Genomic DNA, 26247 nt, shown 5'->3' with positions numbered 1-26247 from the left:
CGTGTTGCCCGGCGTGTCGGGCGTGAGCCCGTGATCGCCGGTGTGACACGGTGGCCTCTTCGCGCAACACACAGTGACCGATGGTCACTCCGTGTAGCTGGCCCCCGTGCGATGCCGCCGCGCCGCCGGATCGAGTGCCTCCTTCGGCCCCCTCCCGAAGGTTCCGGACATCCGCATGGGTGTCCGGCCCCAGGGCTCGCCACAGTACTCCATTCGGACCATGTGGGTGGACCGCCGCGCCGTCCAAGTTCTCGTCGGGCACGGGAGTTGGCGTACCCAGTTGGGGACGGGATGCCCGTCGTGCGTGTCCTGCTTCACAGAATCACCGTAAACGGAACTATCCGCTTCGCTCAATTGTCCCTTGTTGGTGCATGGTGGGAGCGATGTCAATCAAGGGCTGGAAATGGTGCAGAAGCCGGAAAGTGACATAGAACCCAAGGAAAGGCGGATCGATCTGAGCCTGCCCCAGGTGGCGGGCAGCGCGGTGGCTGCGGTGGCGGCGGCCGTCGCGGCGTCCCAACTGGGGGTCTACGGGACGATTATGGGCGCCGGGGTGATGAGCGTCGTGGCCACCTGCGGGGGCTCCGTCTTCCAGCACTTCTTCCGGCGCACGGGCGAGCAGATCCGCGAGGTGACCGTCCAGGTCAAGCACCCGGACCGCGAAGTGACGGTGCATACGCGCCAGACGCGCGACGCGGGCGACCCGGACGCGGAGTGGAGGACGGCCGGTACGCGGATCGCCCTGCGCGAGGCCGCCGCGTCCGCCCCGACCACCGCGATCCCGCGCCCGGCGGACGCCACGACGGTGCTGGGCCGCGTCGACCCCGCCGACACCGACGCCGACGCCACGCGGGCGCTGCGCCGGGTGGATGCCACGACCGTGCTGCGTCAGGTCCCCGCCGACGCGGAGCGGACCCGGCAGCTGCGCGCGGTGGACGGCACCCGGCCGCTCGCCGTCGCCCCCGCGGACCAGGACGACGCCTTCTCCTCGGCGACCACGCACGGCACCCGGATCCGTGGCTGGAAGCGTTCGGCCCTCGGCGCCGCCGTGGTGTTCGTCGTCGCCATGATCGGGATCACCACCTTCGAACTGCTCTCCGGCAACGACCTGAGCGGTGGTCAGGGCACCACCGTCGGCTCGGTCGTGCGCGGCGAACGCGGATCGGGCGGATCCACCGACCCGCGGCCGTCCCCCGGAACCGGCACGGACCGCGACGCCACCACCCCGGCCGGGGACGGCTCCCCGGCGCCCACCGCACCGCGGGACGGGGGGAGCACCCGCCCGGACCCGCGCGACAGCGGCGCCGCCACCGACGCGCCGACGCCCACCCCGGCCCCGTCGGACGGCACGGGCAGCGGCACCGGCACCGGCGGTGGCGCGCAGCCGTCCGCCACCCCCACCCCGTCGGCCACCGGCGACGGCGCGTCCCCCGCGCCCTCGGACGCCGGCAGCGCCCCCGCGCAGGAGGGCGCGCCGGCCACCGGCGACACCGGCCGCTGAACCCGCGGCCCCGGCACGCAACGGCCCCGTCCGGAACTCCGGACGGGGCCGTTGCGTGTGCGCTTCGAGGGGAGGTCGCGGGTCAGTCGCCCAGTACCCGGCGCAGATAGTCGTTGGCGAACAGGCGGTCCGGGTCCAGCCGGTCCCGCACCGCGGTGAACTCGTCGAAGCGCGGGTACACCCCGGACAGGTACGCGGCGTCCCGGGTGTTGACCTTGCCCCAGTGCGGACGGCCGGCGTGCGCCGTCATGATCCGCTCGACCGCCGTGAAGTACGCCTGGTACGGGGTGCCCCGGTACAGGTGCACGGCGATGTAGGCGCTGTCCCGGCCCGACGCCGTGGAGAGCGCGATGTCGTCCGCCGGGGCCGTGCGCACCTCCACCGGGAAGCTGATCCGCAGCGGCGAGCGCTCCACCATCGCCTTGAGTTCGCGCAGCGCCTCCACGGCGGCCTCGCGCGGCAGGGCGTACTCCATCTCCACGAACCGGACACGGCGCGGACTGGTGAAGACCTTGTAGGGGATGTCGGTGTACGTGCGCGCGGACAGGGCGCGGCTGGAGACCCTGGCGATCGAGGGGATCGTGGCGGGGACCGCCCGGCCGAGCGAGCAGGCCACCTGGAAGACGCCGTTGGAGAGGAACTCGTCCTCGATCCAGCCGCTGATCCGCCCGGGAGGGGCCGCGGGACCGGCGCTGCGGTTGTTGCGCTTGGTGTTGGTGTTGCCGGTGTGCGGGAACCAGTAGAACTCGAAGTGCTCGTTCTCCGCGACCAGCTCGTCGAAGTCGGACGTGACCCGGTCGAAGGTCATCGGCTCCTCGCGGGCGGTCAGCAGGAAGACCGGCTCCACGGCGAAGGTGATCGCCGTGATGACGCCCAGCGCGCCGAGCCCGATCCGGGCCACGGCGAAGACCTCGGGGTTCTCGGTCTCCGAGCAGGTCAGCACCGTACCGTCGGCGGTGACCAGCTCCAGGGCGCGGATCTGCGCCGATATGGACGCCGAGTCGCGGCCGGTGCCGTGCGTCCCGGTCGAGGTCGCCCCGGCGACCGTCTGCTCCATGATGTCGCCCATGTTGGTGAGCGAGAGGCCCTCGCGGGCCAGCGCCGCGTTCATCCGCTTCAGCGGGGTGCCGGCCTCGACCGTCACCGTCATCGCGTCCCGGTCGATCTCCCGGATGCCGGTGAGCAGATCGGGGCGGATCAGCAGCCCGTCGGTGGCCGCCGTCGCGGTGAAGGAGTGGCCGGTGCCGACCGGCTTCACCTTCAGCCCGTCCTCCGAGGCCCGGCGCAGCGCCTCGGACAGCTCGTCCACGGAGGCGGGGGACACGGTCCGTGCCGGACGGGCGGTGACGTTGCCCGCCCAGTTACGCCACGCGCTCGTCGTCGTCCGTGCGTAGGTGTCGGTCATCTTCCCCGCGCCCTTCCCTAGGAGCCGGTCCACTGAGCCGGCGGTACCCCAGGAACGCCACCGCGGCCGCGAGCGCTCCCGCCACGGCGGGCACCACGTACCCCGCCTCCGCCCCGGAGGCGTCGACCACCCAGCCGGCGGCCGAGGAGCCGAGCGCCACGCCGACGGCGAGCCCGGTGCTGGTCCAGGTCATGCCCTCGGTCAGCCGGGTGCGGGGTACGTGCTGTTCGACGAGAGCCATGGTGGTCACCATCGTCGGTGCGACGAACAGGCCCGCGACAAAGAGCGCCACGGCCAGAAACGGAAGGTTCCCGGCCAGTTGGAGGGGGATCATACTCACGGCCATCGCACACACACCCACCAGCCATCGTGTGGACGGCTTCCCCCGCAGCCGCAGCAGGCCGAAGACCGCTCCGGCGAGGCACGAGCCCAGCGCGTACACGGCGAGGACCAGGCTGGCCGCGGCCTTGTGCCCGCGCTCCTCGGCGAACGCCACCGTCACCACGTCGACGGCCCCGAAGATCGCCCCGGTCGCCACGAAGGTGATCACCAGCACCTGGAGGCCGCGGGAGGAGAGCGCGGAGCCCGTGGTGTGCCGGGCCTGCGGATGCGGCACCGGCTCCGTGGACCGCTGCGCGGTCAGCCAGACCACGCCGACCAGCAGGAATCCGGCCGCGATCAGCGGTCCGGCCTCCGGGAACCAGGCCGTGGAGAGCCCGATCGAGATGATCGGGCCGAAGATGAAGCACACTTCGTCGACGATCGACTCCCACGCGTACGCGGTGTGCAGCCGCTGCGCCGAGCCCCGGTAGATCTCCGCCCAGCGGGCCCGGACCATCGATCCGACGCTGGGCACGCACCCCGCGCCCGCCGCGAAGACGAAGAGCGTCCAGTCCGCCAGCCCCTGCTGCGCGCAGACCAGCAGCCCGGCCACCGCCGCCAGCGCGACGAGCGTCGCGGGCCGCAGCACCCGGCGCTGTCCGTACCGGTCGACGAGCCGGGATATCTGAGGACCGACGACCGCGGCCGACATGGCCAGCGTCGCCGAGAGCGCCCCGGCCAGCCCGTACCGGCCGGTCAGCTGGGACACCATGGTCACCACGCCGATGCCCATCATGGACAGCGGCATCCGGCCGAGGAATCCGGCGGCGGAGAACGCCCGGGAGCCGGGTGCGGCGAAGATCGCGCGATAGGGACTGGACAAGGGATCTCCGGAACGGCGTGGGCACGCGCGATGTCAGGGGTGAATGCGGCCGATACAGCTTACGGTCGCGGGCGACATGTCCGACAGTGGGTTTCCGGGCGGCACGGCCCGCCCCCGCGCGACGGTCCCGGGCGGCCGGTGTCGGTGGAAACGGGGCGCGGGGCGGGTGGCAGGATCGGTGCCATGTCCGATGTGCGTGATCCCGCTCCCTACGACGCCCTGCTGCTGCTCTCCTTCGGAGGCCCCGAAGGACCGGACGACGTGGTTCCGTTCCTTGCGAACGTGACCCGCGGCCGGGGAATCCCCGAGGAGCGGCTCAAGGAGGTCGGCAAGCACTACTTCCTCTTCGGCGGCGTCAGCCCCATCAACGCCCAGAACCGGGCGCTGCTCGACGCCCTGCGCGAGGACTTCGCCGGCCACGGACTCGATCTGCCCGTGTACTGGGGCAACCGCAACTGGGCGCCCTACCTGACCGACACCCTGCGCGAGATGACCCGCGCCGGACACCGCCGCATCGCCGTCCTGGCCACCAGCGCCTACGCCTCCTACTCCGGCTGCCGCCAGTACCGCGAGAACCTCGCCGCGTCACTGGCCGCCCTGGAGGCCGAGGGGCTGCCCGTGCCCCGCGTGGACAAACTGCGGCACTACTTCAACCACCCCGGCTTCGTCGAGCCGATGGTGGACGGCGTCCTCGCCTCCCTCGCCGAGCTCCCCGAGGACGTACGGGCCGGCGCGCACCTCGCCTTCACCACGCACTCCATCCCCACCTCGGCCGCCGACACCTCCGGCCCGGCCGAGGGACACGGGGACGGCGGCGCCTACGTGGCCGAGCACCTGGACGTGGCCCGGCTGATCGTCGACGCCGTGGCCGACCGGACCGGCGTCACCCTCCCCTGGAAGCTCGTCTACCAGTCGCGCAGCGGCGCCCCGCACATCCCGTGGCTGGAGCCCGACATCTGCGACCACCTGGAGGCCCTGCACGCCGACGGGGTCCCGGCCGTGGTGATGGCTCCCATCGGCTTCGTCTCCGACCACATGGAGGTCCTCTACGACCTCGACACCGAGGCCGCCGCGAAGGCCGCCGAGCTGGGCCTGCCCGTCCGGCGCTCCGCGACCGTCGGCTCGGACCCCCGCTTCGCCGCCGCCGTCCGCGAGCTGGTGCTGGAGCGCGCCGCCACCGAGAGCGGCCGCGGCCCCGAGCGGTGCGCCCTCGGCACCCTCGGGGCGAGCCATGACCTCTGCCCGGTCGGCTGCTGTCCCGCCCGAGCGCCCAAGCCGGCCGCCGCGGGCGCCGACAGCCCCTTCGCGTGACGCCTCCGCCACCGTCCGCAGCCCCTCCTCACCCCTCCGGGAGCGCCGTGACCGACCCCCTGCTGTCCGAACTGCTCGACCTCGCCCTGGACGTCGCCCACCGGGCCGGCGCCCTGCTGCGCGACGGCCGCCCGGCCGACCTCGGCGTGGCCGCGACCAAGTCCAGCCCGGTCGACGTCGTCACCGAGATGGACATCGCCGCCGAGCAGCTGATCACCGGCTTCCTCACCGAGCGCCGCCCCCGGGACGGCTTCCTCGGCGAGGAGGGTGCCAGCTCCGAGGGGACCAGCGGGATCCGCTGGGTGATCGACCCGCTCGACGGCACCGTGAACTATCTCTACGGCCTGCCCACCTGGGCCGTCTCCGTCGCCGCCGAACGCGACGGAGAACGGGTCGTGGGCGTGGTGGAGGCCCCGATGCGCGGCGAGACCTACCACGCCGTCCTCGGCGGCGGCGCGTACGCGAAGGGCGGGCCCTACGGGGACGGTGCCCGGCTGCGCTGCCGTCCCGCCCCGCCGCTGGCCCAGGCGCTCGTGTCGACCGGGTTCAACTACGTCGCCGACGTGCGCGCGCACCAGGCGGAGGTGGCCCGGGTCCTGATCCCGCGGCTGCGCGACGTCCGGCGCGGCGGCTCGGCCGCCATCGACCTGTGCGACGTGGCCGCGGGCCGCCTGGACGGCTACTACGAGGGCGGACTGCACCCCTGGGACCTGGCCGCCGGGGACCTGATCGCCCGGGAGGCGGGCGCGCTCACCGGCGGACGGCCCGGGGAGCCCGCCGACGGCGGACTGACCGTGGCCGCGTCACCGGGCGTGTTCGAACCCCTCCAGGCGCTGCTGGAGGACCTGGGCGCCTGGCACGACTGACCCGGGGGAGGGCCCGGCCGCCCGACGCGCCCCACGGCGTGCGTACGGGCCGTGGAGGGCCGCGGAACCGAGAAGGCCCCGCCGGTGCCTGTGGAGCACCGAGGGGCCTTCTCGTGACGGCTCAGACGCTGGTCGCGCCGATGTGTACGCCGTGCTCCGCCGCGAGGCGGTGGAGATCGTCCAGTTCGCTCTGTTCGACGTCGGCGAGGAAGTCGTCGCCCGTCTCGCGGGCTTTGGTGAGGTCGGACTCGGTGGTCTTGATGCGTTGCAGCAGACCTGCGGTGAAAGCGTCCATGAAGCGCCCCCTCATCGTGGGTCGGTGGCACGGGGGTGTGCCCGGGTTTCCCTCCGCCGAGGCGGTAGGGCGGGTGATCACGCAACTCTCCGGGGCCGGAGGGACCTGTGGCACGCCACATACAAGACGTGATCGCGGGTGTGCATTCGTCCTCCCCGGCCCAACCCTCAGAGAAACCTCAACTGGCCCGGGAATCCGTTGAATTCCCGGAAGCCGCAGGTGGGGCAGCGCCGTCTTACCGCCGGTTTATGCGTGTTCCGGGCAGGATGGAGCCGCACGCCACCTGTCCGGGCCCGCCCGTACGGGCCCGTGAACCCCGTGAAGCACTGAGGAAGGAAACGCCGTGCGCGTACTCGTCGTGGAGGACGAGCAGCTGCTCGCCGATGCGGTGGCCACCGGACTGCGCCGGGAGGCCATGGCCGTCGATGTCGTGTACGACGGTGCCGCCGCCCTGGAGCGCATCGAGGTCAACGACTACGACGTCGTCGTCCTGGACCGCGACCTCCCGCTGGTGCACGGCGACGACGTGTGCCGACGGATCGTCGAGCTGGGCATGCCCACCAGGGTGCTGATGCTCACCGCGTCCGGGGACGTCAGCGACCGGGTGGAGGGTCTGGAGCTCGGCGCCGACGACTATCTGCCCAAGCCCTTCGCGTTCACCGAGCTGACCGCACGGGTCCGGGCCCTGGGCCGTCGTACGACGGTGGCCCTGCCGCCCGTCCTGGAGCGCGCGGGCATCAAGCTCGACCCCAACCGCCGCGAGGTCTTCCGGGGCGGCCAGGAGGTGCAGCTCGCGCCCAAGGAGTTCGCTGTCCTGGAGGTCCTTATGCGCAGCGAGGGCGCCGTGGTCTCGGCCGAGCAGCTGCTGGAGAAGGCCTGGGACGAGAACACCGACCCGTTCACCAACGTGGTCCGGGTGACCGTCATGACCCTGCGGCGCAAGCTCGGCGAGCCGCCGGTGATCGTCACGGTGCCCGGCTCCGGCTACCGGATCTGAGGCCCGTGCCCACCGTCCCGCCGCCCGCGTCGGCGCCCCCCAAACCCACCTGGGAGCCCAAGCAGCAGGAGCCCCCGTACCCCTGGCTCCGGCCGACCATCCGGATACGGCTCACGCTGCTGTACGGCGGCATGTTCCTGATCGCGGGCATCCTCCTGCTGTCGATCATCTACATGCTGGCCGCCCAGGCCCTGCACGTGGGCAGCGAGCTGCCCTTCAAGATCGCCAACGGCCAGGTGACCAGCGAGATCTGCAACCTGCCGGAGAAGGCGTCCGCGGACGACTTCAACGCCGCGATGAACGCCTGCGTCAACCACCAGCGCCAGCAGGCGCTGGACACGCTCCTGAACAGATCGCTGCTGGCCCTGGTGGGCCTCAGCGTCATCGCCTTCGCCTTCGGCTACGCCATGGCGGGGCGGGTGCTCTCGCCGCTGGGCCGGATCACCCGCATCGCCCGCACCGTGGCCGGTACGGACCTGGCCCGGCGGATCGAGCTGGACGGGCCCGACGACGAGCTGAAGGAGCTGGCGGACACCTTCGACGACATGCTGGACCGGCTGGAGCGCGCGTTCACCGCGCAGCAGCGGTTCGTCGGCAACGCCTCGCACGAGCTGCGCACGCCGCTGGCGATCAACCGCACGCTGCTGGAGGTCCACCTCTCCGATCCGGAGGCGCCCCCCGAGCTCCAGCAGCTCGGCAAGACGCTGCTGGCCACCAACGAGCGCAGCGAGCAGCTCGTCGAGGGCCTGCTGCTGCTGGCCCGCAGCGACAACCAGATCGTCGAGCGCAAACCCGTCGATCTGGCCGAGGTGGCCTCCCGGGCGCTGGACCAGGCCCGGGGCGAGGCCGAGGCCAAGGGCGTGGAGATGCGGGCCGTGCTCGCTCCGGCGGTCGTCCAGGGCAACGGCGTCCTGCTGGAGCGGATCGCGCTGAACCTCGTCCAGAACGCGGTGCGCTACAACGTCCCCGGGGACGGCTGGGTCGAGGTCACCACCGAGCTGCTGCCCGGCCAGGCCCTGATGGTCGTCACGAACACCGGACCCGTGGTCCCGGCGTACGAGATCGACAACCTCTTCGAGCCCTTCAGACGGCTGCGTACGGAGCGCACGGGCAGCGACAAGGGGGTCGGTCTCGGCCTGTCGATCGCGCGGTCCGTCGCGCGCGCCCACGGAGGCCGTATCATCGCGGAGCCTCGCGAAGGCGGTGGTCTTGTGATGCGCGTCTCACTTCCCGTCTGAGAGGCCGGGCGAGGCGTCCGGCACACGCAGCAGTTTCGTTCGCTTTAAGCGGAATTTTCTGGACCGGCTCCCGAGCCGTTCCTGTGTGATCGATCACAGGAGCGATTTTCCGCCTGTCCACGCTCCGTGACGATGGATCCCGTGGAAATCCGGTGATAGCCGGGGTTTTCGGGGGCCCGCATCACGGGAAGTACACGGGGTGGCGCCCGTGAGCGGCACCAGCGGGACCGTGTACGGTCCCCATCGCCACCCAAACCGATCACTCTCGAGCGGTCCTTTTGGGTGTCGATTGAGTAACAGACCTTGATGTGAGGCAAAATCTCCGCCTCGGGTCGGGCACAAGTCCGGCCTCTCACGCGTTACGTGCGCTGAGACACCGCATACACCCAGAGGGGGAGAGCGACATGGCAACGGATTACGACACCCCACGCAAGACCGACGACGACGTCGACCAGGACAGCCTCGAAGAGCTCAAGGCCCGCCGGAGCGACAAGACGGCCTCCGCCGTCGACGTCGACGAATTCGACGCGGCCGAGGGCCTGGAGCTGCCCGGCGCCGACCTGTCCAACGAGGAGCTGGCCGTCCGGGTCCTGCCCAAGCAGGCGGACGAGTTCACCTGCATGAGCTGCTTCCTCGTGCACCACCGCAGTCAGCTGGCCCGCGAGAAGAACGGCCAGCCGATCTGCCGCGACTGCGACTGAGGTCCGGTCGCCGTGACACGGGACTCACCGTTCCGGAAGCGGCGTCGCCGGCGCAGGACCGGAGAGCCGGAGGCGCGACAGGGCGGTACAGGCCCGGCAGAAGGCACAGCAGCCTCTGCCGAGCGGTCCGCCCTGCCACCCAGGCCCGACGAGCAGGACGACGACGGGCGGGGCCTGCCGGCCTCGCTCGAAGCGGTCGAGGCGGCCATCGCCGCGATCGAGGCCGATGCGGCCGACAGGGCCGAGCAGGCCGAGCGGACGGAGCCCGTGACCGGGGCAGGCCGTCTGACATCAGTGAAACGGGGCGTACGCAGGAGCGGGGAGAGTGCGAAGGCGGTGGTCGGCCATATCGCCGATCTGATCATCGACATCGCTCCCCGCGTTCCCGTGCGTGACCTCGACACCCTGCGCGCGCAGTTCCCGGGCCTGGGGCCCGACGAGATCGCCGACCGGCTCATCGCCGGCGCGACCAGGGGCACCGCCACCGTCGGTGCCGGAATCGGCGCGGTGGCCATGATGCCCGTACCTCCCGCCATGCTCACCGAGCTGGCGGCCGAGATCACCGGTGTGGCCGCGATCGAGATGAAGCTCGTCGCCGAGCTGCACGAGGTCTACGGACAGCGCCCGCCCGGCGGCCTCGGACGGCGTTCCACCGCCTACCTCACGTCCTGGACGGAGGAGCGCGGCATCGACATCGCCCAGCCCATGTCCGTGGACGCGGCGCTCGGCGGCCACATGAAGCGCGAACTGCGCCACCAGATCATGAAGCGCACCGTGCGCGACCTGCCGAACCTCATCCCGTTCCTGATCGGCGCGGCCGTCGGCGCGATGATGAACCGGCGCGACACCAGGAAGCTCGCCGAGCGCGTCCGCAAGGACCTGCGCCGCCGGCAGATCCCCTGGGACCGCCTCACCGGGCTGCCGCCGCTGGAACGGCCCGAGACCCCGTACGAGGGCCTTCCCGGGGATACCGGGGGCCCCGGCACCGGAAAGGCCTGAGAAGGGCGTCAGGCCGCCGGAGCGGCCGCCCCGAGGGCCGCCGCCAGCTGCCGCGGCTGCCGCGTGGACAGATAGACGTACGGCGTGGGGTCCGCCGGATCCGTGACCGTCACCCGCACCGCCGTCGGGATGTAGCTGCGCAGCAGCATGAAGGCCCGGGTGTCCGCCTTGTACGAACGCCAGGCGCGCGCCTCCTCGCCGTCCAGCACCTCGGCCTCGCCGAGCGCCGAGAGGGGGATCCGCGCGTCCCCCGCGACCAGGGCACCGGCCACCACCCGGATCCGGGCGGAGCCGTACGCGCTCACCGCGACCGCCGACAGCGCCGTGCCGCCCGCGAGACCGGCCAGCAGCGGAAGGGTGCCCAGCGGCAGCAGCATCAGCGCGCACGCGATACCGACCAGAACGGCGATGAACCACCACGAACGGGGTGCGGTGAGCCGTTCGTCGAACGGCGGGGTGGAGGGCTGCATGGATCCAAGCTTGGCACGGCGCGACCTGCGGGGAGCCGCGCGGGTAAGGTCTGCGCCTGTGAGTGGAACATCTGCGGCTCTGACGCCCCCCGCCGACGCGGTGAAACCGGTCCGGCACCCCGAAGCCCCGGCCCCCGGCGAACTGCTCGGCGCGCACTACGAACACTGTTTCGGCTGCGGCGACGGACAGCCGCACGGGCTGCACCTCCAGGCACGGGCCGGAGAGGGCGTCTGCGTCACCGCGGAGTTCACCGTCCAGGCCGCCCACCAGGGCGCTCCCGGCCTCGCCCACGGCGGGGTGCTGGCCACCGCGCTGGACGAGACGCTCGGCTCGCTGAACTGGCTGCTGCGGGTGATCGCGGTGACCGGCCGGCTGGAGACCGACTTCGTCCGCCCCGTGCCCGTCGACACCGTGCTCTTCCTCGACGCGGAGATCACCGCCGTGCACGGCCGCAAGATCTACTCCCGGGCGACCGGCCGGATCGGCGGCCCCGACGGGCCCGTGGCGGTCCGCGCCGAGGCCCTGTTCATCGAGGTCAAGGTCGACCACTTCATCGAGAACGGCCGGCCGGCCGAGATCCAGGCGGCGATGGCCGACCCCGACCAGGTCAAGCGCGCCCGCGCCTTCGAGGTGAACCCCTGATGCGCCACCCCGTCGACGTGCTGATCCGCCGGGTCGACCCGGAGGTTCCCCTTCCGTCGTACGGACACCCCGGGGACGCCGGGGCCGACCTCGTGACGACCGAGGCCGCCGAGCTGGCACCCGGCGAGCGGACCGTACTCCCCACCGGGGTTTCGATCGCCCTTCCGGACGGGTACGCCGCGTTCGTGCACCCCCGGTCCGGCCTCGCCGCACGCTGCGGAGTCGCCCTGGTGAATGCCCCGGGGACGGTGGATGCCGGGTACCGTGGGGAGATCAAGGTGATCGTCATCAATCTCGATCCTCGCGAGACCGTGCGGTTCGAGCGGTTCGACCGGATTGCCCAACTGGTCGTGCAGCAGGTCGAGAAGGTGCGCTTCCACGAAGTGTCGGAGCTCCCCGGTTCGGCGCGGGCCGAAGGGGGCTTCGGGTCCACCGGCGGTCATGCCGCCGTTGGTGTTGATGGCGTCCGGGGCGGGGTTCCCCAGGGCGGGAACGGCTACGCTTCGGTCGAATCCGACCGGGAAGGACAGTGACGTGTTCGGACGTCGCAAGAACAGTGGTTCCGCCGAGGACACGGCGGACGAGACGCGCGAGGCCGAGCAGGTCGTCGACGAGCAGGGTGACACCGAGGGCGCCTCGCGCCGGACGAACCTTCCGCCGGCGCCGCGCCCGGACGGCCCGTGGGACATCGGCGAGGTGTCCAAGCCCGGCGAGGGACGGGTCGACCTGGGCGGGATCTTCGTCCCCGGGGTCGAGGGCATGGAGCTGCGTGTGGAGGTCGCCGGCGACGCGATCGTCGCGGCCACCGTCGTGATGCGCGACAGCGCGATCCAGCTGCAGGCCTTCGCCGCCCCCAAGAAGGAGGGCATCTGGGGCGAGGTCCGCGAGGAGATCGCCGCCGGCATCACCCAGCAGGGCGGCATCATCGACGAGGTCGAGGGCCCGCTGGGCTGGGAGCTGCGCGCGCAGGTCCCCGTACAGCTCCCCGACGGGACGAACGGCGTGCAGCTGGTGCGCTTCGTGGGCGTCGACGGTCCCCGCTGGTTCCTGCGCGGAGTGATCTCCGGCCAGGGCGCCGTGCAGCCGGAGGCCGCGGGCCTGCTGGAGACGATCTTCCGGGACACCGTGGTCGTCCGCGGCGAGGGCCCGATGGCCCCGCGCGACCCGATCGTCCTCAAGCTCCCCAACGACGCCCAGATGGTCCCCGAGGGCGTGCAGCAGGAGGAGCAGGAGGGATCGCGGTTCTCCGGCGGCATGGCCGGTCTCCAGCGCGGTCCCGAGATCACCGAGGTGCGCTGACCCGCACCCTCCCGGCACACCGGCCGGTGGCCCGTACCCCCTCGTGGGGCGCGGGCCACCGGCCTTTTCGCATGCCCGGGGGAGAGGGACGGGGGAGCGGCGCGCGGGGGCGTGCGTATGGGGCGCGTATCGGGCACGTACGGACGCCGTCAAGGGTGCGTCCGTCTCCGTAAGGAAGGCATCAACGCAGGTCACGGCGGGGCCGGCGAGGGGTTTGCTCGGAGGGTCCCAACCCTCCGCACCTCATCCGGGAGCATCCGATGGCCGATCTGGCCTTCGTCGTCACCACGATCGCGGTCTTCGCGCTGGTGGCACTCGTCGCCAAGGGGGTGGCGAAGCTGTGAGCGCAGAGAACGTGGTCGGTCTCGTCGTCGCCGTGGCCCTGCTGGGCTATCTCGTCCTCGCCCTTCTGTATCCGGAGAGGTTCTAGTCCGATATGAGCCCCGTCCTCGCAGCCGTGCTCCAACTGCTCGCGCTGCTCGTGGCCCTGGCCCTGGCGTACCGCCCGCTGGGTGACCACATGGCCCGCGTCTACACCTCCACCCGCCATCTGCGGGTGGAGCGCTGGATCTACCGGGCCATAGGCGCCGATCCGGACACCCGGATGCGCTGGCCCGCCTACCTCCGCGGCGTTCTCGCCTTCTCCGCCGTGAGCGTCCTGTTCCTGTACCTGATGCAGCGGCTCCAGGGCGCGCTGCCCGGTTCGCTCGGCTTCTCCTCGATCGATCCGGACCAGGCGTTCAACACGGCCGCCTCCTTCGTCGCGAACACCAACTGGCAGTCCTACTACGGCGAACAGGCCATGGGCCACGTCGTGCAGACCGGCGGCCTCGCGGTGCAGAACTTCGTCTCGGCCGCCGTCGGCATCGCCGTGGCCGTGGCGCTCGTGCGGGGCTTCGCCGCCACGCGCGGCGGCGAACTGGGCAACTTCTGGGCCGATCTGGTGCGCGGCACGGTCCGCGTGCTGCTGCCGATCGCCGTGCTCGGCGCGCTCGTGCTGGTCGCCTGCGGGGCGATCCAGAACTTCTCCGGGATCCACGAGGTCGGGCAGTTCACGGGCGGCTCGCAGCAGTGGAACGGCGGCGCGGTCGCCTCCCAGGAGGTCATCAAGGAGCTGGGCACCAACGGCGGCGGCTACTTCAACGCCAACTCGGCCCACCCCTTCGAGAACCCCAACGGGCTCTCCAACCTCTTCGAGATCTTCCTGATCCTCGTCATCCCCTTCGCCCTGACCCGGACCTTCGGCCGCATGGTCGGCTCCCTCAAGCAGGGTTACGCGATCCTCGCCACGATGGGCGTCATCTGGCTCGGCTTCACCGCGCTGATGATGTGGACCGAGTTCTCCCACCACGGGCCCGCCTTCGAGATCGCCGGCGGGGCCATGGAGGGCAAGGAGAACCGGTTCGGCGTCGGGGGGTCGTCCCTCTTCGCCGTGGCCACGACGCTGACCTCGACGGGTGCGGTGAACTCCTTCCACTCCTCGTTCACCGGACTCGGCGGCGGCATCACCATGCTCGGGATGCAGCTCGGCGAGATCGCCCCCGGAGGCACCGGCTCCGGTCTCTACGGGATGCTGATCATGGCGGTCATCGCCGTGTTCATCGCCGGACTGATGGTCGGCCGCACCCCCGAGTACCTGGGCAAGAAGATCGGCACCCGGCAGATCAAGCTCGCCGCCTGCTACCTCCTCGTCACCCCGGCCCTGGTCCTCGGCTTCGCCGCCGCAGCGATGGCCCTGCCCACCCCGCCGCACTCCATGACCAACACCGGCGCGCACGGCTTCTCCGAGATCCTGTACGCCTACACCTCCGGCGCCAACAACAACGGCTCCGCCTTCGCCGGCCTCAACGCCGACACCCAGTGGTTCAACACCACGATCGGCCTCGCGATGCTCCTGGGCCGCTTCCTGCCCATGGTGTTCGTCCTGGCCCTGGCCGGTTCGCTGGCCGAGCAGCGGCCCGTACCGGCGACCGCCGGCACGCTCGGCACCCACCGCCCGCTGTTCAGCGGGGTGCTCGGCGCCACCGTCGTGATCGTCGCCGGGCTGACCTACTTCCCCGCCCTCGCCCTGGGGCCGCTGGCCGAGGGGCTGGCGTCATGACCCTCCGTACGAAGCAGGAACACACCATGTCCGCAACCACTCCGGTCCGCGCACCGCACCGCGACACGGCGGCCGGGCCCGGTCCCGAAGGGCGCGTCGGCGCCGGGGCGTTCGACCCCCGGATGCTGGTCGCGGCCCTGCCCGACGCGATACGCAAGCTGGACCCCCGGGTGATGGTGACGTCACCGGTGATGTTCGTGGTGCTGGTCGGCTCGGTGCTCACCACCGTGCTGGCCGTACTGGACCCGACCGACTGGTTCGGCTGGGCGATCACCGCCTGGCTCTGGCTGACCACGGTCTTCGCCAATCTGGCCGAGGCGGTCGCCGAGGGCCGCGGCAAGGCCCAGGCGGACACCCTGCGCCGGGCCAGGACCGACACGGTCGCCCGCCGGGTCACCGCCGGCGGCGAGGAGGCGGTCGCCGGGACCGATCTGCGCGTCGGCGACCTGGTCGTCTGCGAGACCGGTGACGTCATCCCCGGCGACGGGGACGTCGTCGAAGGGGTGGCCAGCGTCGACGAGTCTGCCATCACCGGCGAGTCGGCCCCGGTCATCCGCGAGTCGGGCGGCGACCGCAGCGCCGTCACCGGCGGGACGAAGGTGCTCTCCGACCGGATCGTCGTCCGGATCACCACCAAACCGGGCGAGACGTTCATCGACCGCATGATCGCCCTGGTCGAGGGCGCCGCCCGGCAGAAGACGCCCAACGAGATCGCCCTGAACATCCTGCTGGCCTCCCTCACCGTCGTCTTCCTGCTGGCCGTCGTCACCCTCCAGCCCTTCGCGGTCTACGCCGGCAGCGAGCAGTCCATGATCGTGCTGGCCGCGCTGCTGGTCTGCCTGATCCCGACCACCATCGGGGCGCTGCTCTCGGCGATCGGCATCGCCGGCATGGACCGTCTGGTGCAGCGCAATGTGCTCGCCATGTCCGGGCGCGCCGTCGAGGCCGCGGGCGACGTGTCGACGCTGCTGCTCGACAAGACCGGCACCATCACCCTGGGGAACCGGCAGGCCGCCGAGTTCCTGCCGGTGGCCGGGGTCACGGAGGACGAACTCGCGGACGCCGCGCAGCTCTCCTCGCTCGCCGACGAGACGCCCGAGGGACGGTCCGTGGTCGTGCTCGCCAAGGAGCGGTACGGGCTGCGCGAGCGCACCCGGGGCGAACTGTCCGGCGCCCAGTGGGTGGAGTTCACCGCCCAGACCCGGATGTCGGGCGTGGACCTCGACGGACGCCGTATCCGCAAGGGAGCGGCCGGATCGGTTGTGGCCTGGGTGCGGGAGCGGGGCGGCACCGTCTCCCCGGACGCCGAGGAGCTCGCCGACCGTATCGCCCGCGCCGGCGGCACCCCGCTGCTGGTGGCCGGCGAGGACGGGCGCGGGGCCCGGGTCCTGGGCGTCGTCCACCTCAAGGACGTCGTCAAGGACGGCATGCGGGAACGCTTCGCCGAACTGCGCCGCATGGGCATCCGCACGGTCATGATCACCGGTGACAACCCGCTGACGGCGAAGGCCATCGCGGAGGAGGCCGGCGTCGACGACTTCCTCGCCGAGGCCACCCCCGAGGACAAGATGGCCCTCATCAAACGGGAGCAGTCCGGCGGCGGACTCGTCGCGATGACCGGGGACGGCACCAACGACGCCCCGGCGCTCGCCCAGGCCGACGTCGGCGTGGCCATGAACACCGGAACCTCGGCCGCCAAGGAGGCCGGGAACATGGTGGACCTGGACTCCGACCCCACCAAGCTCATCGAGATCGTGGAGATCGGCAAGCAGCTCCTGATCACCCGGGGCGCGCTGACCACGTTCTCCATCGCCAACGACGTGGCGAAGTACTTCGCGATCATCCCCGCGATGTTCGCCGCGGTCTACCCGGGTCTGGAGACCCTCAACATCATGGATCTGGCCTCGCCGCGCTCCGCGATCCTCTCCGCGGTGATCTTCAACGCGCTGATCATCGTGGCACTGGTCCCGCTCGCCCTCAAGGGCGTCCGCTACCGGCCCAGCGGCGCCGACGCGATGCTCCGCCGCAATCTCGGCATCTACGGACTCGGCGGCCTGGTCGCCCCGTTCATCGGCATCAAGATCATCGACCTGCTCCTCTCCCTCGTCCCCGGGATCGGCTGAACCGCCATGAACACCTCACTCGGCAACTCCGCACGGCAGCTCTGGGCCGCACTGCGCGCCCTGCTCGTCCTCACCCTGGTCTGCGGAGTCCTCTACCCGCTCGTCGTCACGGGCGTCGCCCAGGGCCTCATGCCGGGCCGGGCGAACGGCTCCGAGATCACCGCCGACGGCCGGACCGTCGGTTCGGACCTCATCGGGCAGCGCTACGACCTGCCGCCGAAGAAGGGCGAGGACACCCCAGCCCCCGATCTGCGCTGGTTCCAGCCCCGGCCCTCCAACGGGCTGGGCACCAACAGCGTCAACACCCGGTACTCCCTGATCCTCTCCGGCGCCACCAACCGCTCCGGCGACAACAAGGAGCTGATCGACTGGGTCACCGCCGCCAAGGCCGCCGTCGTCGAGGACAACTCCGTCCCCGGCCACCCGGTCGACCCCTCCGACGTCCCGGCCGACGCCGTCACCTCCTCCGGTTCCGGCCTCGACCCCGACATCTCCCCGGCCTACGCCCGCCTCCAGGTCCAGCGCGTCGCCCTCCGCAACCACCTCGACCCGGCGCGCGTGCACCAGCTCGTCGAGCAGCACACCGACGGCCGGATCCTCGGCTTCGTCGGCGAGCCCCGCGTCAACGTGCTGCGGCTCAACATCGCGCTGCGGCAGCTCGTGGACGGCGCGCGGACGCCCTGACCGGCCCGGATGCCCCGGGGCGGGACCCCACGGACCCGCCCCGGGCATTGCCCGTCCCCGCACCGCGTGCCCATACTGGCGGCCGACGGACCGAGGACCCACGGGGAGCGACATGACCGAGACAAGCGCCGCGCCGGACAACGGAGCGGGAGGCGGCACCGCCGTCGCCGAGGGCCCCATGGTCCGGATCGAGGACCTGCACCGGTCGTACGGCTCCGGCGCGGGCGCCGTGCACGCGCTGCGCGGCGTCTCCTTCGACATCCCGCGCGGCGAGCTGGTCGCCCTCAAGGGGCGCTCGGGCTCCGGCAAGACGACGCTGCTCAACCTGGTCGGCGGTCTGGACACCCCCGACGGCGGCCGGATCACCGTCGACGGCACCGATCTCTCCACGCTCGGCGAGAACGGCCTGCTGGAGCTGCGCCGCGACCGGATCGGCTTCATCTTCCAGTCCTTCGGCCTGATCCCGATCCTGACCGCCGCCGAGAACGTCGGCGTACCGCTGCGGCTGCGCAAGGCCGACCCGCGCGAGCGCGAGGAGCGCGTCTCGCTCATGCTCTCCCTGGTCGGCCTCGCCGACCACGCCGCCCAGCGCCCCGGCGAGCTGTCCGGCGGCCAGCAGCAGCGCGTCGCCATCGCCCGCGCGCTCGCCAACCGGCCCGCCCTCCTGATCGCCGACGAGCCGACCGGCCAGCTCGACCAGGAGACCGGCCTGGCCGTCATGGAGCTGCTGCGCGCCGTGGTGCGCAGCGAGGGCGTCACCGCCCTCGTCGCCACCCACGACGCCCAGCTGCTCGGCCTCGCGGACCGGGTGCTGGAGCTGAGCGACGGGCACATCATCGAGCACTGAGCCGCAGGTCACGGGGCTTCCCGCCGCCGCGTCCGGGCGTTCTCCGGCGGGAGGCCCCGGTCGCCGTCTACCATCGTCACCGTCGCGACTGGCGAGGGTGGATCACCACCGGGAAGCGACCCCTCCACGGAGGAGCTGCCGACCGCCTGGGCGCTCCGTCGGCCCGTCCGACCAGGAGTGCGACAGTGCGCATGCGTTACGGAATGAACCCCCAGCAGACCGCCGCCGAGGCGGCCCCCGTGCACCCGGGGCGGGCCCCGCTCCGGGTGCTGTGCGGCACCCCGTCCTACATCAACTGGCTGGACGCGCTCAACGCCTGGCAGCTCGTGCGCGAGGCCGCCGAGGTGTTCGGTGTCCCGGCCGCGGCCTCCTTCAAGCACGTCTCGCCCGCCGGGGCCGCGCTGGCCGGTCCTGTCGACGAGGCCGTCGCCCGGCAGCACGGCGTCGACCCGGCCACCGTGGGACCGCTCACCAGCGCCTATCTGCGGGCCCGGGACGGCGACCCCAAGTCCTCGTACGGGGACTTCGCGGCCGTCTCGCACGAGGTCGACGCCGAACTGGCCGAGCTGCTGGCCCGCGTGGTCTGCGACGGCATCGTCGCCCCCGGTTACGCGCCGGGCGTGGCCGCCGCCCTCGGCAGGAAGCGGAACGGGTCCTTCCTGGTACTGGAGGCCGATGCGGACTTCACCCCGCCCGCCGCCGAGTCCCGCGAGGTCTACGGCCTGCGGCTCTCCCAGGAACGCGACCCCGTCCCCGTCTCCGCCGGCCTCCTCGCCGAGGTGGTCACCGGGGAGATGACCGACGCGTCCCGGCGGGACCTGCTCCTCGGACTCGTGGTGCTGCGCCGCACCCAGTCCAACGCGGTCTGCTACCTCAAGGACGGCATGGCCCTGGGCATCGGCGCGGGACAGCAGTCCCGGGTGGACTGCACCCGGCTGGCCGGGGCCAAGACGGACACCTGGTGGCTGCGCCGGCACCCCCTCGTCCGGGATCTCGCCTTCCGCGGGGGAATCCGCCGGCAGGACCGGATCAACTGGCAGATCAGGCTCGTCGAGGGCGACCTCACCGCCGACGAGCGGGATCGCTGCCGCGACGCGCTCGGCGGCGAGCCGCCGGAGATCGGCCCGCAGGAGCGCGCCGCCTGGCTCGCCCGGCTCACCGGGGTCGCCTTCGTCTCGGACGGCTCGCTGCCCTTTCGTGACAACGTCGACCACGCCCGGCGCCACGGTGTGACCTGCATCGCGGAACCGGGCGGATCGATCCGGTCCGACGAGGTCGCGGAGGCCTGCCGCGCCCACGGGATCGCCCTCGCCCGCACCGGTCTGCGCCTCTTCCACCACTGACGACGGCGGTGGCGGCGGTGGCATCAGAGTTGTGTCAAGACGGGTCACCGCCCCACCCCGCGCCCGATATGCCGGATATCCACGGGGTATTTTCGACAGTGGCCGCCGCGCGGCGGCCACCGGTCCCGCTGGTGGTGACCGGGACCGGGAAGACAATGGGGCCATGGGGCGCGGCAAACTTCGGATCTACCTCGGTGCGGCACCGGGCGTCGGCAAGACGTACGCGATGCTCTCCGAGGCGCACCGCCGGGTCGAGCGGGGCACCGACTGCGTCATCGGCTTCGTCGAGCACCACGACCGGCCGCGCACCGAGGTGATGCTGCACGGCCTGGAGGAGGTCCGGCGCCGCGAGATCGAGTACCGCTCCGCCGTCTTCACGGAGATGGACGTCGACGCCGTACTGGAACGCGCCCCCGCCGTCGCCCTCGTCGACGAACTCGCCCACACCAACGTCCCCGGCTCCCGCAACGCCAAGCGCTGGCAGGACGTCGAGGAACTCCTCCAGGCCGGTATCGACGTGGTCTCCACCGTCAACATCCAGCACCTGGAGTCCCTCGGCGACGTCGTCGAGTCCATAACCGGCGTACGCCAGCGCGAGACCGTCCCCGACGAAGTGGTCCGCCGCGCCGACCAGCTCGAACTGGTCGACATGTCGCCCCAGGCCCTGCGCCGCCGGATGGCCCACGGCAACATCTACAAGCCCGACCGGATCGACGCCTCGCTCTCCAACTACTTCCGCCCCGGCAACCTCACCGCCCTGCGCGAGCTGGCCCTCCTCTGGGTCGCCGACCGGGTCGACGAATACCTCCAGCAGTACCGGGGCGAGCACAACATCCGCACCACCTGGCAGGCCCGCGAGCGCATAGTCGTCGGGCTCACCGGAGGCCCCGAGGGCCGCACCCTCATCCGCCGCGCCGCCCGGATGGCCGCCAAGGGCTCGGGCAGCGAGATCCTCGCCGTCTACGTCGCCCGCAGCGACGGACTGACCTCCGCCTCGCCCAAGGAGCTGACCGTCCAGCGCACCCTCGTCGAGGACCTGGGCGGCACCTTCCACCACGTCATCGGCGACGACATACCCTCCGCGCTCCTCGAATTCGCCCGGGGCGTCAACGCCACCCAGATCGTCCTCGGCTCCAGCCGCCGCAAGACCTGGCAGTACATCTACGGACCCGGCGTCGGCGCCACCGTCGCCCGTGAGTCCGGCACCGACCTGGACGTCCACATCGTCACGCACGACGAGGTCGCCAAGGGCCGGGGCCTGCCCATGGCCCGCGGCGCCCGGCTCGGCCGGGCCCGCATCATCTGGGGCTGGTTCGTGGGCGTCGGGGGACCGGCCCTGCTCGCGCTGCTCCTCAAGGGCCTGGAGAACGGCCCGGGGCTCGCCAACGACGTCCTGCTCTTCCTCTTCATGACCGTGGCCGCGGCCCTCCTCGGCGGACTGCGGCCCGCCCTCGCCTCGGCCGCCGTGGGCTCGCTGCTGCTGAACTACTGGTTCACCCCGCCCACCCACACCCTGACCGTGCAGGACCCCGAGAACTTCGTCGCCATCGTGATCTTCTTCGCGGTGGCGGTCGCGGTGGCCTCCGTGGTGGACCTGGCGGCCCGCCGTACCCATCAGGCCGCCCGGCTGCGCGCCGAGTCCGAGATCCTCTCCTTCCTGGCCGGCAGCGTGCTGCGCGGCGAGACCACCCTGGCCGCGCTGCTGGACCGGGTCCGCGAGACCTTCGGCATGGAGTCCGTCGCGCTGCTGGAGCGCACCAGCGACGTCGAACCGTGGACCTGCGCGGGGAGCGTCGGCCCGGCGCCCGTGACCCGGCCCGAGGAAGCCGACGCGGACATGCCCGTCGGCGACCACATGGCCCTCGCGCTCTCCGGCCGGGTGCTGCCCGCCGAGGACCGCCGGGTGCTGGGCGCCTTCGCCGCCCAGGCCGCCGTCGTCCTGGACCGCCAGCGGCTCGTCGACGAGGCGGAGGAGGCCCGCCGGCTCGCCGAGGGCAACCGGATCAGGACCGCCCTGCTGGCCGCCGTCAGCCACGATCTGCGCACCCCGCTCGCCGCCATCAAGGCCGCCGTCAGCTCCCTGCGCTCCGACGACGTCGCCTGGTCCGACGACGACGAGGCGGAACTCCTCGAAGGCATCGAGGCCGGTGCCGACCGCCTCGACCACCTCGTCGGCAACCTCCTCGACATGTCCCGCCTGCAGACCGGCACCGTCACCCCGCTGATCCGCGAGATCGACCTCGACGAGGTGGTGCCCATGGCCCTGGGCGGCGTCCCCGAGGACAGCGTCGACCTGGACATCCCCGAAACGCTGCCGATGGTGGCCGTCGACCCCGGACTGCTGGAGCGGGCCGTGGCCAACGTCGTCGAGAACGCCGTCAAGTACAGCCCCGAGGGCGACCGCGTCACCGTGGCCGCCAGCGCACTCGCCGACCGCGTCGAACTCCGCGTCGCCGACCGCGGCCGCGGCGTCCCCGACGAGGCCAAGGAACGCATCTTCGAACCCTTCCAGCGCTACGGGGACGCCCCGCGCGGCGCCGGCGTGGGCCTCGGCCTCGCCGTCGCACGCGGCTTCACCGAGTCCATGGGCGGCACACTCGACGCGGAGGACACGCCCGGCGGCGGCCTCACCATGGTCCTGACCCTCAAGGCGGCCCCCGGGCACGCCCCGGTCGGACCCGACCTGCCCGCGCGGGTCACCTCATGAACCGCGGAACGCCCCGCGCCCCGCGTACACACGGCAGAAAGGCAGGACCCCGATGACCCGGGTGCTCGTGGTCGACGACGAGCCGCAGATCGTGCGCGCCCTCGTGATCAACCTCAAGGCGCGCAAGTACGAGGTGGACGCGGCGCCGGACGGGGCCACCGCGCTCCAGCTGGCCGCCGCCCGCCACCCCGACGTCGTCGTGCTGGACCTGGGCCTGCCCGACATGGACGGCGTCGAGGTGATCCGGGGACTGCGCGGCTGGACCCGGGTGCCGATCCTGGTCCTCTCGGCCCGGCACACCTCCGACGAGAAGGTCGAGGCCCTGGACGCGGGCGCCGACGACTACGTCACCAAGCCGTTCGGCATGGACGAGCTGCTGGCCCGGCTGCGCGCCTCGGTGCGGCGCGCCGAGCCCGTCGGCCAGGACGGCGGCGACGAGGTGGTGCTCGTGGAGACCGAGGACTTCACCGTCGACCTCGCCGCCAAGAAGGTCCACCGCGCGGGCCGCGACGTACGGCTCACCCCGACCGAATGGCATCTGCTGGAGGTCCTGGTCCGCAACAGCGGCCGCCTGGTCAGCCAGAAGCAGCTGCTCCAGGAGGTCTGGGGGCCCTCGTACGGCACCGAGACCAACTACCTGCGGGTCTACATGGCCCAGCTGAGGCGCAAGCTGGAGGCCGACCCCTCGCACCCCCGCCACTTCGTCACCGAACCGGGCATGGGCTACCGCTTCGAGAAGGCGTGAGCCCCTGCCGCACCCCCCGGACGGGCCGTGAGCGGGGCCACGGGGATAACCCGTTCGAGTGAGACGGTGGCCACCCGCCGGGACCCCGGGGGACCGGTACCCTTCGGGTATGAGTGCTGTTCCTCGATTCGAGAAGTCCCCGAAGGCCCAGCGGCCGTCCGGGCGCTTCCGGCGGATGCTCGACCGCCTCTCCAGCTCCCAGGAGGACCTGGAGTGCGAGGAGCTGGAGGAGGACGCGCAGGCGTCGGGATGCACCCGCATCTCCGAGTGCACCGACCGCCAGATCGTGAAGGTCACTGGTACCTTGCGGACGGTCACCCTGCGACCGCGCGCCGGAGTCCCCGCCCTGGAGGCGGAGCTCTTCGACGGCACCGCGCCGCTCGACGTGGTCTGGCTCGGCCGCCGCTCCATCATGGGCATAGAGCCGGGCCGCAAGCTCATCGCCTCCGGCCGCATCGCCATGAGCCACGGGCGCCGGGTGCTGTTCAACCCCAAATACGAACTCCGACCGCTCGGCAAGGAGTAGCCGGTGACGTCTCTCGACAAGCCGACGTCCGACACGGACCGCACCACCGACCAGCAGGAGGCCGATGCGAAGGCCGTCACCGAGGCCGCGCTCTTCGAGGCCTTCGGCGGCGTGCGCGGCATGGTGGAGACGGTCCTGCCCGGACTCCTCTTCGTCACGATCTTCACCATCGACAAGAACCTCACGAACTCGGCCATCGCGGCCGTCGCCGTGTCGCTGGTGCTCGTGGCCGTCCGGCTGATCCGCAAGGACACCGTCAAGCACGCCTTCAGCGGTGTCTTCGGCGTCGCCTTCGGCGTGGTCTTCGCCAAGATGACCGGCAACGCCAAGGACTTCTACCTCCCGGGCATGCTCTACACCCTGGGTCTGGCCCTCGCCTACCTGGTCACCGCCCTCGCGGGCGTCCCGCTGATCGGCCTCATCCTGGGCCCGGTGTTCAAGGAGAACCTCTCCTGGCGCACCCGTAACCCCGGCCGCAAGACGGCGTACACCAAGGCCAGCTACGCGTGGGGGCTGATCCTCCTCGCCAAGTGCGCGATCCTCTTCCCGCTGTACTGGTGGGCCGACACCACCCAGTTCGGCTGGGTCCTGGTCGCCCTGAAGATCCCGCCGTTCCTGCTCGCCGTCTACCTCACCTGGGTCTTCCTGGCGAAGGCCCCGCCGCCCATCGACGTCTTCGCCGAGATGGAGGCCGAGGAGCAGGCCGAGAAGGCCCGCAAGGCGGCCGCCGCGGAGGCGGCCCGCGGCCAGGAGCTCTGACACACGCCAGGACGCTCCGACCCACCGGAGCGCACGGCACACGGACGAGGGGCCCGGCACCGCCACTGGCGGTACCGGGCCCCTCGCGCACGTTCCCGCGCCGGTCAGTCCTCGGCGTGGTCGCCCCGGCGGACCGACAGCAGGTCCTCCAGCTGCTCCTCGCGCGCCTGGGCGGCCACGAACAGCAGCTCGTCACCGGCCTCCAGCGTCTCCTCCGTGCTGGGCGTCAGCACCCGCTGCCCGCGGATGATCGTGACCAGCGAGGTGTCCTCGGGCCAGGCGACCTCCCCGACCTGCGTCCCCGCCAGCGCCGACTCCGGCGGCAGGGTCAGCTCGACCAGGTTCGCGTCGCCGTGGCTGAAGCGCAGCAGCCGGACCAGATCGCCGACGCTCACCGCCTCCTCGACCAGGGCCGACATCAGACGCGGCGTGGACACCGCCACGTCCACGCCCCAGGCCTCGTTGAACAGCCACTCGTTCTTCGGGTTGTTCACCCGGGCGACCACCCGCGGAACGCCGTACTCCGTCTTGGCGAGCAGCGAGACGACCAGGTTCACCTTGTCGTCGCCGGTCGCCGCGATCACCACGTTGCAGCGCTGCAGCGCGGCCTCGTCCAGCGAGGTGATCTCACAGGCGTCCGCCAGCAGCCACTCGGCCATCGGCACCCGCTCCACCGAGATGGCGGTCGGCGCCTTGTCCACGAGCAGCACCTCGTGACCGTTCTCCAGCAGCTCGCCCGCGATGGAACGACCCACCGCGCCGGCCCCGGCAATCGCGACACGCATCAGTGACCGCCCTCCTCGGGGCCCTCGGCGAAGGCCGCCTCGACCTTCGCGATCTCGTCCGTCCGCATCATCACGTGGACGAGGTCGCCCTCCTGCAGCACCGTCTGCGAGGACGGCAGAATCGCCTCGCCCAGACGGGTGAGGAAGGCCACGCGCACACCCGTCTCCTCCTGGAGCGTGCTGATCTTGTGGCCGATCCACGACGGCGTCGTGTGCACCTCCGCGAGCTGCACCCCACCGCTCGGATCGCGCCACAGCGGCTCCGCGCCCGAGGGCAGCAGCCGGCGCAGCATCTGGTCCGCCGTCCACCGCACGGTGGCGACCGTGGGGATACCGAGGCGCTGGTAGACCTCGGCGCGCCGGGGATCGTAGATCCGGGCCGCGACGTTCTCGATCCCGAACATCTCGCGCGCCACCCGGGCGGCGATGATGTTCGAGTTGTCGCCGCTGCTCACGGCCGCGAACGCGCCGGCCTCCTCGATCCCCGCCTCGCGCAGCGTGTCCTGGTCGAAGCCCACGCCCGTGACCCGCCGGCCGCCGAAACCCGAGCCCAGGCGCCGGAACGCCGTGGGGTCCTGGTCGATCACGGCGACCGTGTGCCCCTGCTGCTCCAGGGTCTGCGCGAGAGCGGCTCCCACGCGCCCGCAGCCCATGATGACGATGTGCACCTTGCGCCTACCTCGCAGTCCTGGTCGTCC

Annotated in this window: 26 protein-coding genes and 1 riboswitch; of the genes, 20 read left to right on the top strand and 6 right to left on the bottom strand. The window is 72.0% G+C overall.

Annotated elements, in window-relative coordinates; all coding sequences use genetic code 11:
- The first annotated feature begins 403 nt into the window (after positions 1-403).
- Entirely contained in the window at positions 404-1501 is a 1098-nt protein-coding gene (locus ACZ4FH_RS26575; protein ID WP_467307915.1) for a hypothetical protein, read from the top strand.
- An 82-nt stretch (positions 1502-1583) separates the two neighbouring features.
- Here the strand turns inward: ACZ4FH_RS26575 and ACZ4FH_RS26570 are convergent, their stop codons facing one another.
- Together ACZ4FH_RS26570 and ACZ4FH_RS26565 are read right to left on the bottom strand one after the other, a co-directional pair.
- Positions 1584-2906, bottom strand: a complete 1323-nt coding sequence (locus ACZ4FH_RS26570; RefSeq protein ID WP_467307914.1) for a D-arabinono-1,4-lactone oxidase — start codon at positions 2904-2906, stop codon at positions 1584-1586.
- Positions 2863-4110, bottom strand: a complete 1248-nt coding sequence (locus tag ACZ4FH_RS26565; protein WP_467307912.1) for an MFS transporter — start codon at positions 4108-4110, stop codon at positions 2863-2865. Before ACZ4FH_RS26565 ends, ACZ4FH_RS26570 begins: the two co-directional genes overlap by 44 nt.
- Positions 4111-4293: 183 nt before the next feature.
- Here ACZ4FH_RS26565 and ACZ4FH_RS26560 point away from each other — a divergent pair, with 183 nt between their 5' ends.
- Positions 4294-5421, top strand: a complete 1128-nt coding sequence (locus ACZ4FH_RS26560; RefSeq protein ID WP_467307910.1) for a ferrochelatase — start codon at positions 4294-4296, stop codon at positions 5419-5421.
- Between the two features lie 47 nt (positions 5422-5468).
- Entirely contained in the window at positions 5469-6287 is an 819-nt protein-coding gene (locus tag ACZ4FH_RS26555) for an inositol monophosphatase family protein (protein WP_467307908.1), read from the top strand.
- A gap of 121 nt (positions 6288-6408) precedes the next feature.
- Here the strand turns inward: ACZ4FH_RS26555 and ACZ4FH_RS26550 are convergent, their stop codons facing one another.
- The gene (locus tag ACZ4FH_RS26550) at positions 6409-6582 is read right to left on the bottom strand and encodes a hypothetical protein (protein WP_383646340.1); all 174 of its coding nucleotides are present in this window, start codon (positions 6580-6582) and stop codon (positions 6409-6411) included.
- A 343-nt stretch (positions 6583-6925) separates the two neighbouring features.
- Between ACZ4FH_RS26550 and ACZ4FH_RS26545 the strand changes: the two genes are divergently transcribed.
- The 4 genes from ACZ4FH_RS26545 to ACZ4FH_RS26530 all read left to right on the top strand — a co-directional run bounded on the left by ACZ4FH_RS26545 (position 6926) and on the right by ACZ4FH_RS26530 (position 10517).
- Positions 6926-7579, top strand: coding sequence for a response regulator transcription factor (locus ACZ4FH_RS26545; protein ID WP_383646337.1), 654 nt, complete (start codon positions 6926-6928; stop codon positions 7577-7579).
- A gap of 5 nt (positions 7580-7584) precedes the next feature.
- Complete coding sequence (locus ACZ4FH_RS26540) at positions 7585-8817, top strand: sensor histidine kinase (RefSeq protein WP_467307906.1); 1233 nt, start codon at positions 7585-7587, stop codon at positions 8815-8817.
- A gap of 404 nt (positions 8818-9221) precedes the next feature.
- A complete protein-coding gene (locus ACZ4FH_RS26535; protein WP_003965732.1) occupies positions 9222-9518 on the top strand; it encodes a DUF4193 domain-containing protein in 297 nt (98 codons plus the stop codon).
- 12 nt (positions 9519-9530) lie between these two features.
- On the top strand, positions 9531-10517 hold the full coding sequence (locus tag ACZ4FH_RS26530; RefSeq protein WP_467307905.1) for a hypothetical protein: 987 nt from the start codon (positions 9531-9533) through the stop codon (positions 10515-10517).
- 8 nt (positions 10518-10525) lie between these two features.
- Here ACZ4FH_RS26530 and ACZ4FH_RS26525 read toward each other — a convergent pair whose 3' ends face one another.
- Positions 10526-10987 (bottom strand): DUF3093 domain-containing protein, encoded by a 462-nt coding sequence (locus ACZ4FH_RS26525; protein ID WP_383646328.1) that lies wholly within the window; start codon positions 10985-10987, stop codon positions 10526-10528.
- A 58-nt stretch (positions 10988-11045) separates the two neighbouring features.
- Here ACZ4FH_RS26525 and ACZ4FH_RS26520 point away from each other — a divergent pair, with 58 nt between their 5' ends.
- From ACZ4FH_RS26520 to ACZ4FH_RS26460, 13 genes are all read left to right on the top strand, one after another.
- Positions 11046-11630, top strand: a complete 585-nt coding sequence (locus ACZ4FH_RS26520) for a PaaI family thioesterase (RefSeq protein WP_467307903.1) — start codon at positions 11046-11048, stop codon at positions 11628-11630.
- Complete coding sequence (dut, locus tag ACZ4FH_RS26515; RefSeq protein WP_467307901.1) at positions 11630-12163, top strand: dUTP diphosphatase; 534 nt, start codon at positions 11630-11632, stop codon at positions 12161-12163. The genes ACZ4FH_RS26520 and dut overlap by 1 nt, the downstream gene beginning before the upstream one ends.
- 1 nt (position 12164) lies before the next feature.
- Positions 12165-12929 (top strand): DUF3710 domain-containing protein, encoded by a 765-nt coding sequence (locus ACZ4FH_RS26510; protein ID WP_383646319.1) that lies wholly within the window; start codon positions 12165-12167, stop codon positions 12927-12929.
- A 340-nt stretch (positions 12930-13269) separates the two neighbouring features.
- Positions 13270-13359, top strand: coding sequence for a K(+)-transporting ATPase subunit F (gene kdpF, locus ACZ4FH_RS26505; protein WP_383646317.1), 90 nt, complete (start codon positions 13270-13272; stop codon positions 13357-13359).
- 6 nt (positions 13360-13365) lie between these two features.
- Positions 13366-15030 (top strand): potassium-transporting ATPase subunit KdpA, encoded by a 1665-nt coding sequence (kdpA, locus tag ACZ4FH_RS26500; protein ID WP_467307897.1) that lies wholly within the window; start codon positions 13366-13368, stop codon positions 15028-15030.
- A 26-nt stretch (positions 15031-15056) separates the two neighbouring features.
- Complete coding sequence (gene kdpB / locus ACZ4FH_RS26495; RefSeq protein ID WP_467307895.1) at positions 15057-17153, top strand: potassium-transporting ATPase subunit KdpB; 2097 nt, start codon at positions 15057-15059, stop codon at positions 17151-17153.
- Between the two features lie 6 nt (positions 17154-17159).
- Complete coding sequence (locus ACZ4FH_RS26490; RefSeq protein ID WP_467307893.1) at positions 17160-17837, top strand: potassium-transporting ATPase subunit C; 678 nt, start codon at positions 17160-17162, stop codon at positions 17835-17837.
- Positions 17838-17949: 112 nt separating this feature from the next.
- Positions 17950-18684 (top strand): ABC transporter ATP-binding protein, encoded by a 735-nt coding sequence (locus tag ACZ4FH_RS26485; protein WP_383646304.1) that lies wholly within the window; start codon positions 17950-17952, stop codon positions 18682-18684.
- A 74-nt stretch (positions 18685-18758) separates the two neighbouring features.
- Positions 18759-18843: riboswitch (ZMP/ZTP riboswitch) on the top strand.
- A gap of 32 nt (positions 18844-18875) precedes the next feature.
- The gene (locus ACZ4FH_RS26480; protein WP_467307890.1) at positions 18876-20027 is read left to right on the top strand and encodes a phosphoribosylaminoimidazolecarboxamide formyltransferase; all 1152 of its coding nucleotides are present in this window, start codon (positions 18876-18878) and stop codon (positions 20025-20027) included.
- 163 nt (positions 20028-20190) lie between these two features.
- Complete coding sequence (locus tag ACZ4FH_RS26475; protein ID WP_467307888.1) at positions 20191-22734, top strand: ATP-binding protein; 2544 nt, start codon at positions 20191-20193, stop codon at positions 22732-22734.
- A 52-nt stretch (positions 22735-22786) separates the two neighbouring features.
- Complete coding sequence (locus tag ACZ4FH_RS26470) at positions 22787-23479, top strand: response regulator (RefSeq protein WP_383646294.1); 693 nt, start codon at positions 22787-22789, stop codon at positions 23477-23479.
- Positions 23480-23588: 109 nt separating this feature from the next.
- On the top strand, positions 23589-24005 hold the full coding sequence (locus ACZ4FH_RS26465) for an OB-fold nucleic acid binding domain-containing protein (RefSeq protein ID WP_467307887.1): 417 nt from the start codon (positions 23589-23591) through the stop codon (positions 24003-24005).
- A gap of 3 nt (positions 24006-24008) precedes the next feature.
- Positions 24009-24764 carry a DUF3159 domain-containing protein gene (locus ACZ4FH_RS26460; protein WP_383646287.1) on the top strand — a complete coding sequence of 252 codons (756 nt, stop codon included), beginning with the start codon at positions 24009-24011 and terminating at the stop codon, positions 24762-24764.
- Positions 24765-24868: 104 nt separating this feature from the next.
- Here ACZ4FH_RS26460 and ACZ4FH_RS26455 read toward each other — a convergent pair whose 3' ends face one another.
- Positions 24869-25549, bottom strand: coding sequence for a potassium channel family protein (locus ACZ4FH_RS26455; protein WP_467307886.1), 681 nt, complete (start codon positions 25547-25549; stop codon positions 24869-24871).
- Positions 25549-26217, bottom strand: a complete 669-nt coding sequence (locus ACZ4FH_RS26450) for a potassium channel family protein (protein ID WP_026242838.1) — start codon at positions 26215-26217, stop codon at positions 25549-25551. The genes ACZ4FH_RS26455 and ACZ4FH_RS26450 overlap by 1 nt, the downstream gene beginning before the upstream one ends.
- Positions 26218-26247: the final 30 nt, after the last annotated feature.

Source organism: Streptomyces sp. NPDC024555 (assembly GCF_055559335.1).
This window is presented reverse-complemented; position numbering and strand designations above follow the sequence as displayed.

Bases quoted from the DNA above. Each gene is read 5' to 3' on its own strand.
- ACZ4FH_RS26575 (WP_467307915.1), top strand. From the start codon at position 404: ATGGTGCAGAAGCCGGAAAGTGACATAGAACCCAAGGAAAGGCGGATC.
- ACZ4FH_RS26570 (WP_467307914.1), bottom strand. From the start codon at position 2,906: ATGACCGACACCTACGCACGGACGACGACGAGCGCGTGGCGTAACTGG.
- ACZ4FH_RS26560 (WP_467307910.1), top strand. From the start codon at position 4,294: ATGTCCGATGTGCGTGATCCCGCTCCCTACGACGCCCTGCTGCTGCTC.
- ACZ4FH_RS26550 (WP_383646340.1), bottom strand. From the start codon at position 6,582: ATGGACGCTTTCACCGCAGGTCTGCTGCAACGCATCAAGACCACCGAG.
- ACZ4FH_RS26535 (WP_003965732.1), top strand. From the start codon at position 9,222: ATGGCAACGGATTACGACACCCCACGCAAGACCGACGACGACGTCGAC.
- ACZ4FH_RS26525 (WP_383646328.1), bottom strand. From the start codon at position 10,987: ATGCAGCCCTCCACCCCGCCGTTCGACGAACGGCTCACCGCACCCCGT.
- dut (WP_467307901.1), top strand. From the start codon at position 11,630: ATGCGCCACCCCGTCGACGTGCTGATCCGCCGGGTCGACCCGGAGGTT.
- kdpA (WP_467307897.1), top strand. From the start codon at position 13,366: ATGAGCCCCGTCCTCGCAGCCGTGCTCCAACTGCTCGCGCTGCTCGTG.
- kdpB (WP_467307895.1), top strand. From the start codon at position 15,057: ATGTCCGCAACCACTCCGGTCCGCGCACCGCACCGCGACACGGCGGCC.
- ACZ4FH_RS26490 (WP_467307893.1), top strand. From the start codon at position 17,160: ATGAACACCTCACTCGGCAACTCCGCACGGCAGCTCTGGGCCGCACTG.
- ACZ4FH_RS26485 (WP_383646304.1), top strand. From the start codon at position 17,950: ATGACCGAGACAAGCGCCGCGCCGGACAACGGAGCGGGAGGCGGCACC.
- ACZ4FH_RS26480 (WP_467307890.1), top strand. From the start codon at position 18,876: ATGCGTTACGGAATGAACCCCCAGCAGACCGCCGCCGAGGCGGCCCCC.
- ACZ4FH_RS26475 (WP_467307888.1), top strand. From the start codon at position 20,191: ATGGGGCGCGGCAAACTTCGGATCTACCTCGGTGCGGCACCGGGCGTC.
- ACZ4FH_RS26470 (WP_383646294.1), top strand. From the start codon at position 22,787: ATGACCCGGGTGCTCGTGGTCGACGACGAGCCGCAGATCGTGCGCGCC.
- ACZ4FH_RS26465 (WP_467307887.1), top strand. From the start codon at position 23,589: ATGAGTGCTGTTCCTCGATTCGAGAAGTCCCCGAAGGCCCAGCGGCCG.
- ACZ4FH_RS26455 (WP_467307886.1), bottom strand. From the start codon at position 25,549: ATGCGTGTCGCGATTGCCGGGGCCGGCGCGGTGGGTCGTTCCATCGCG.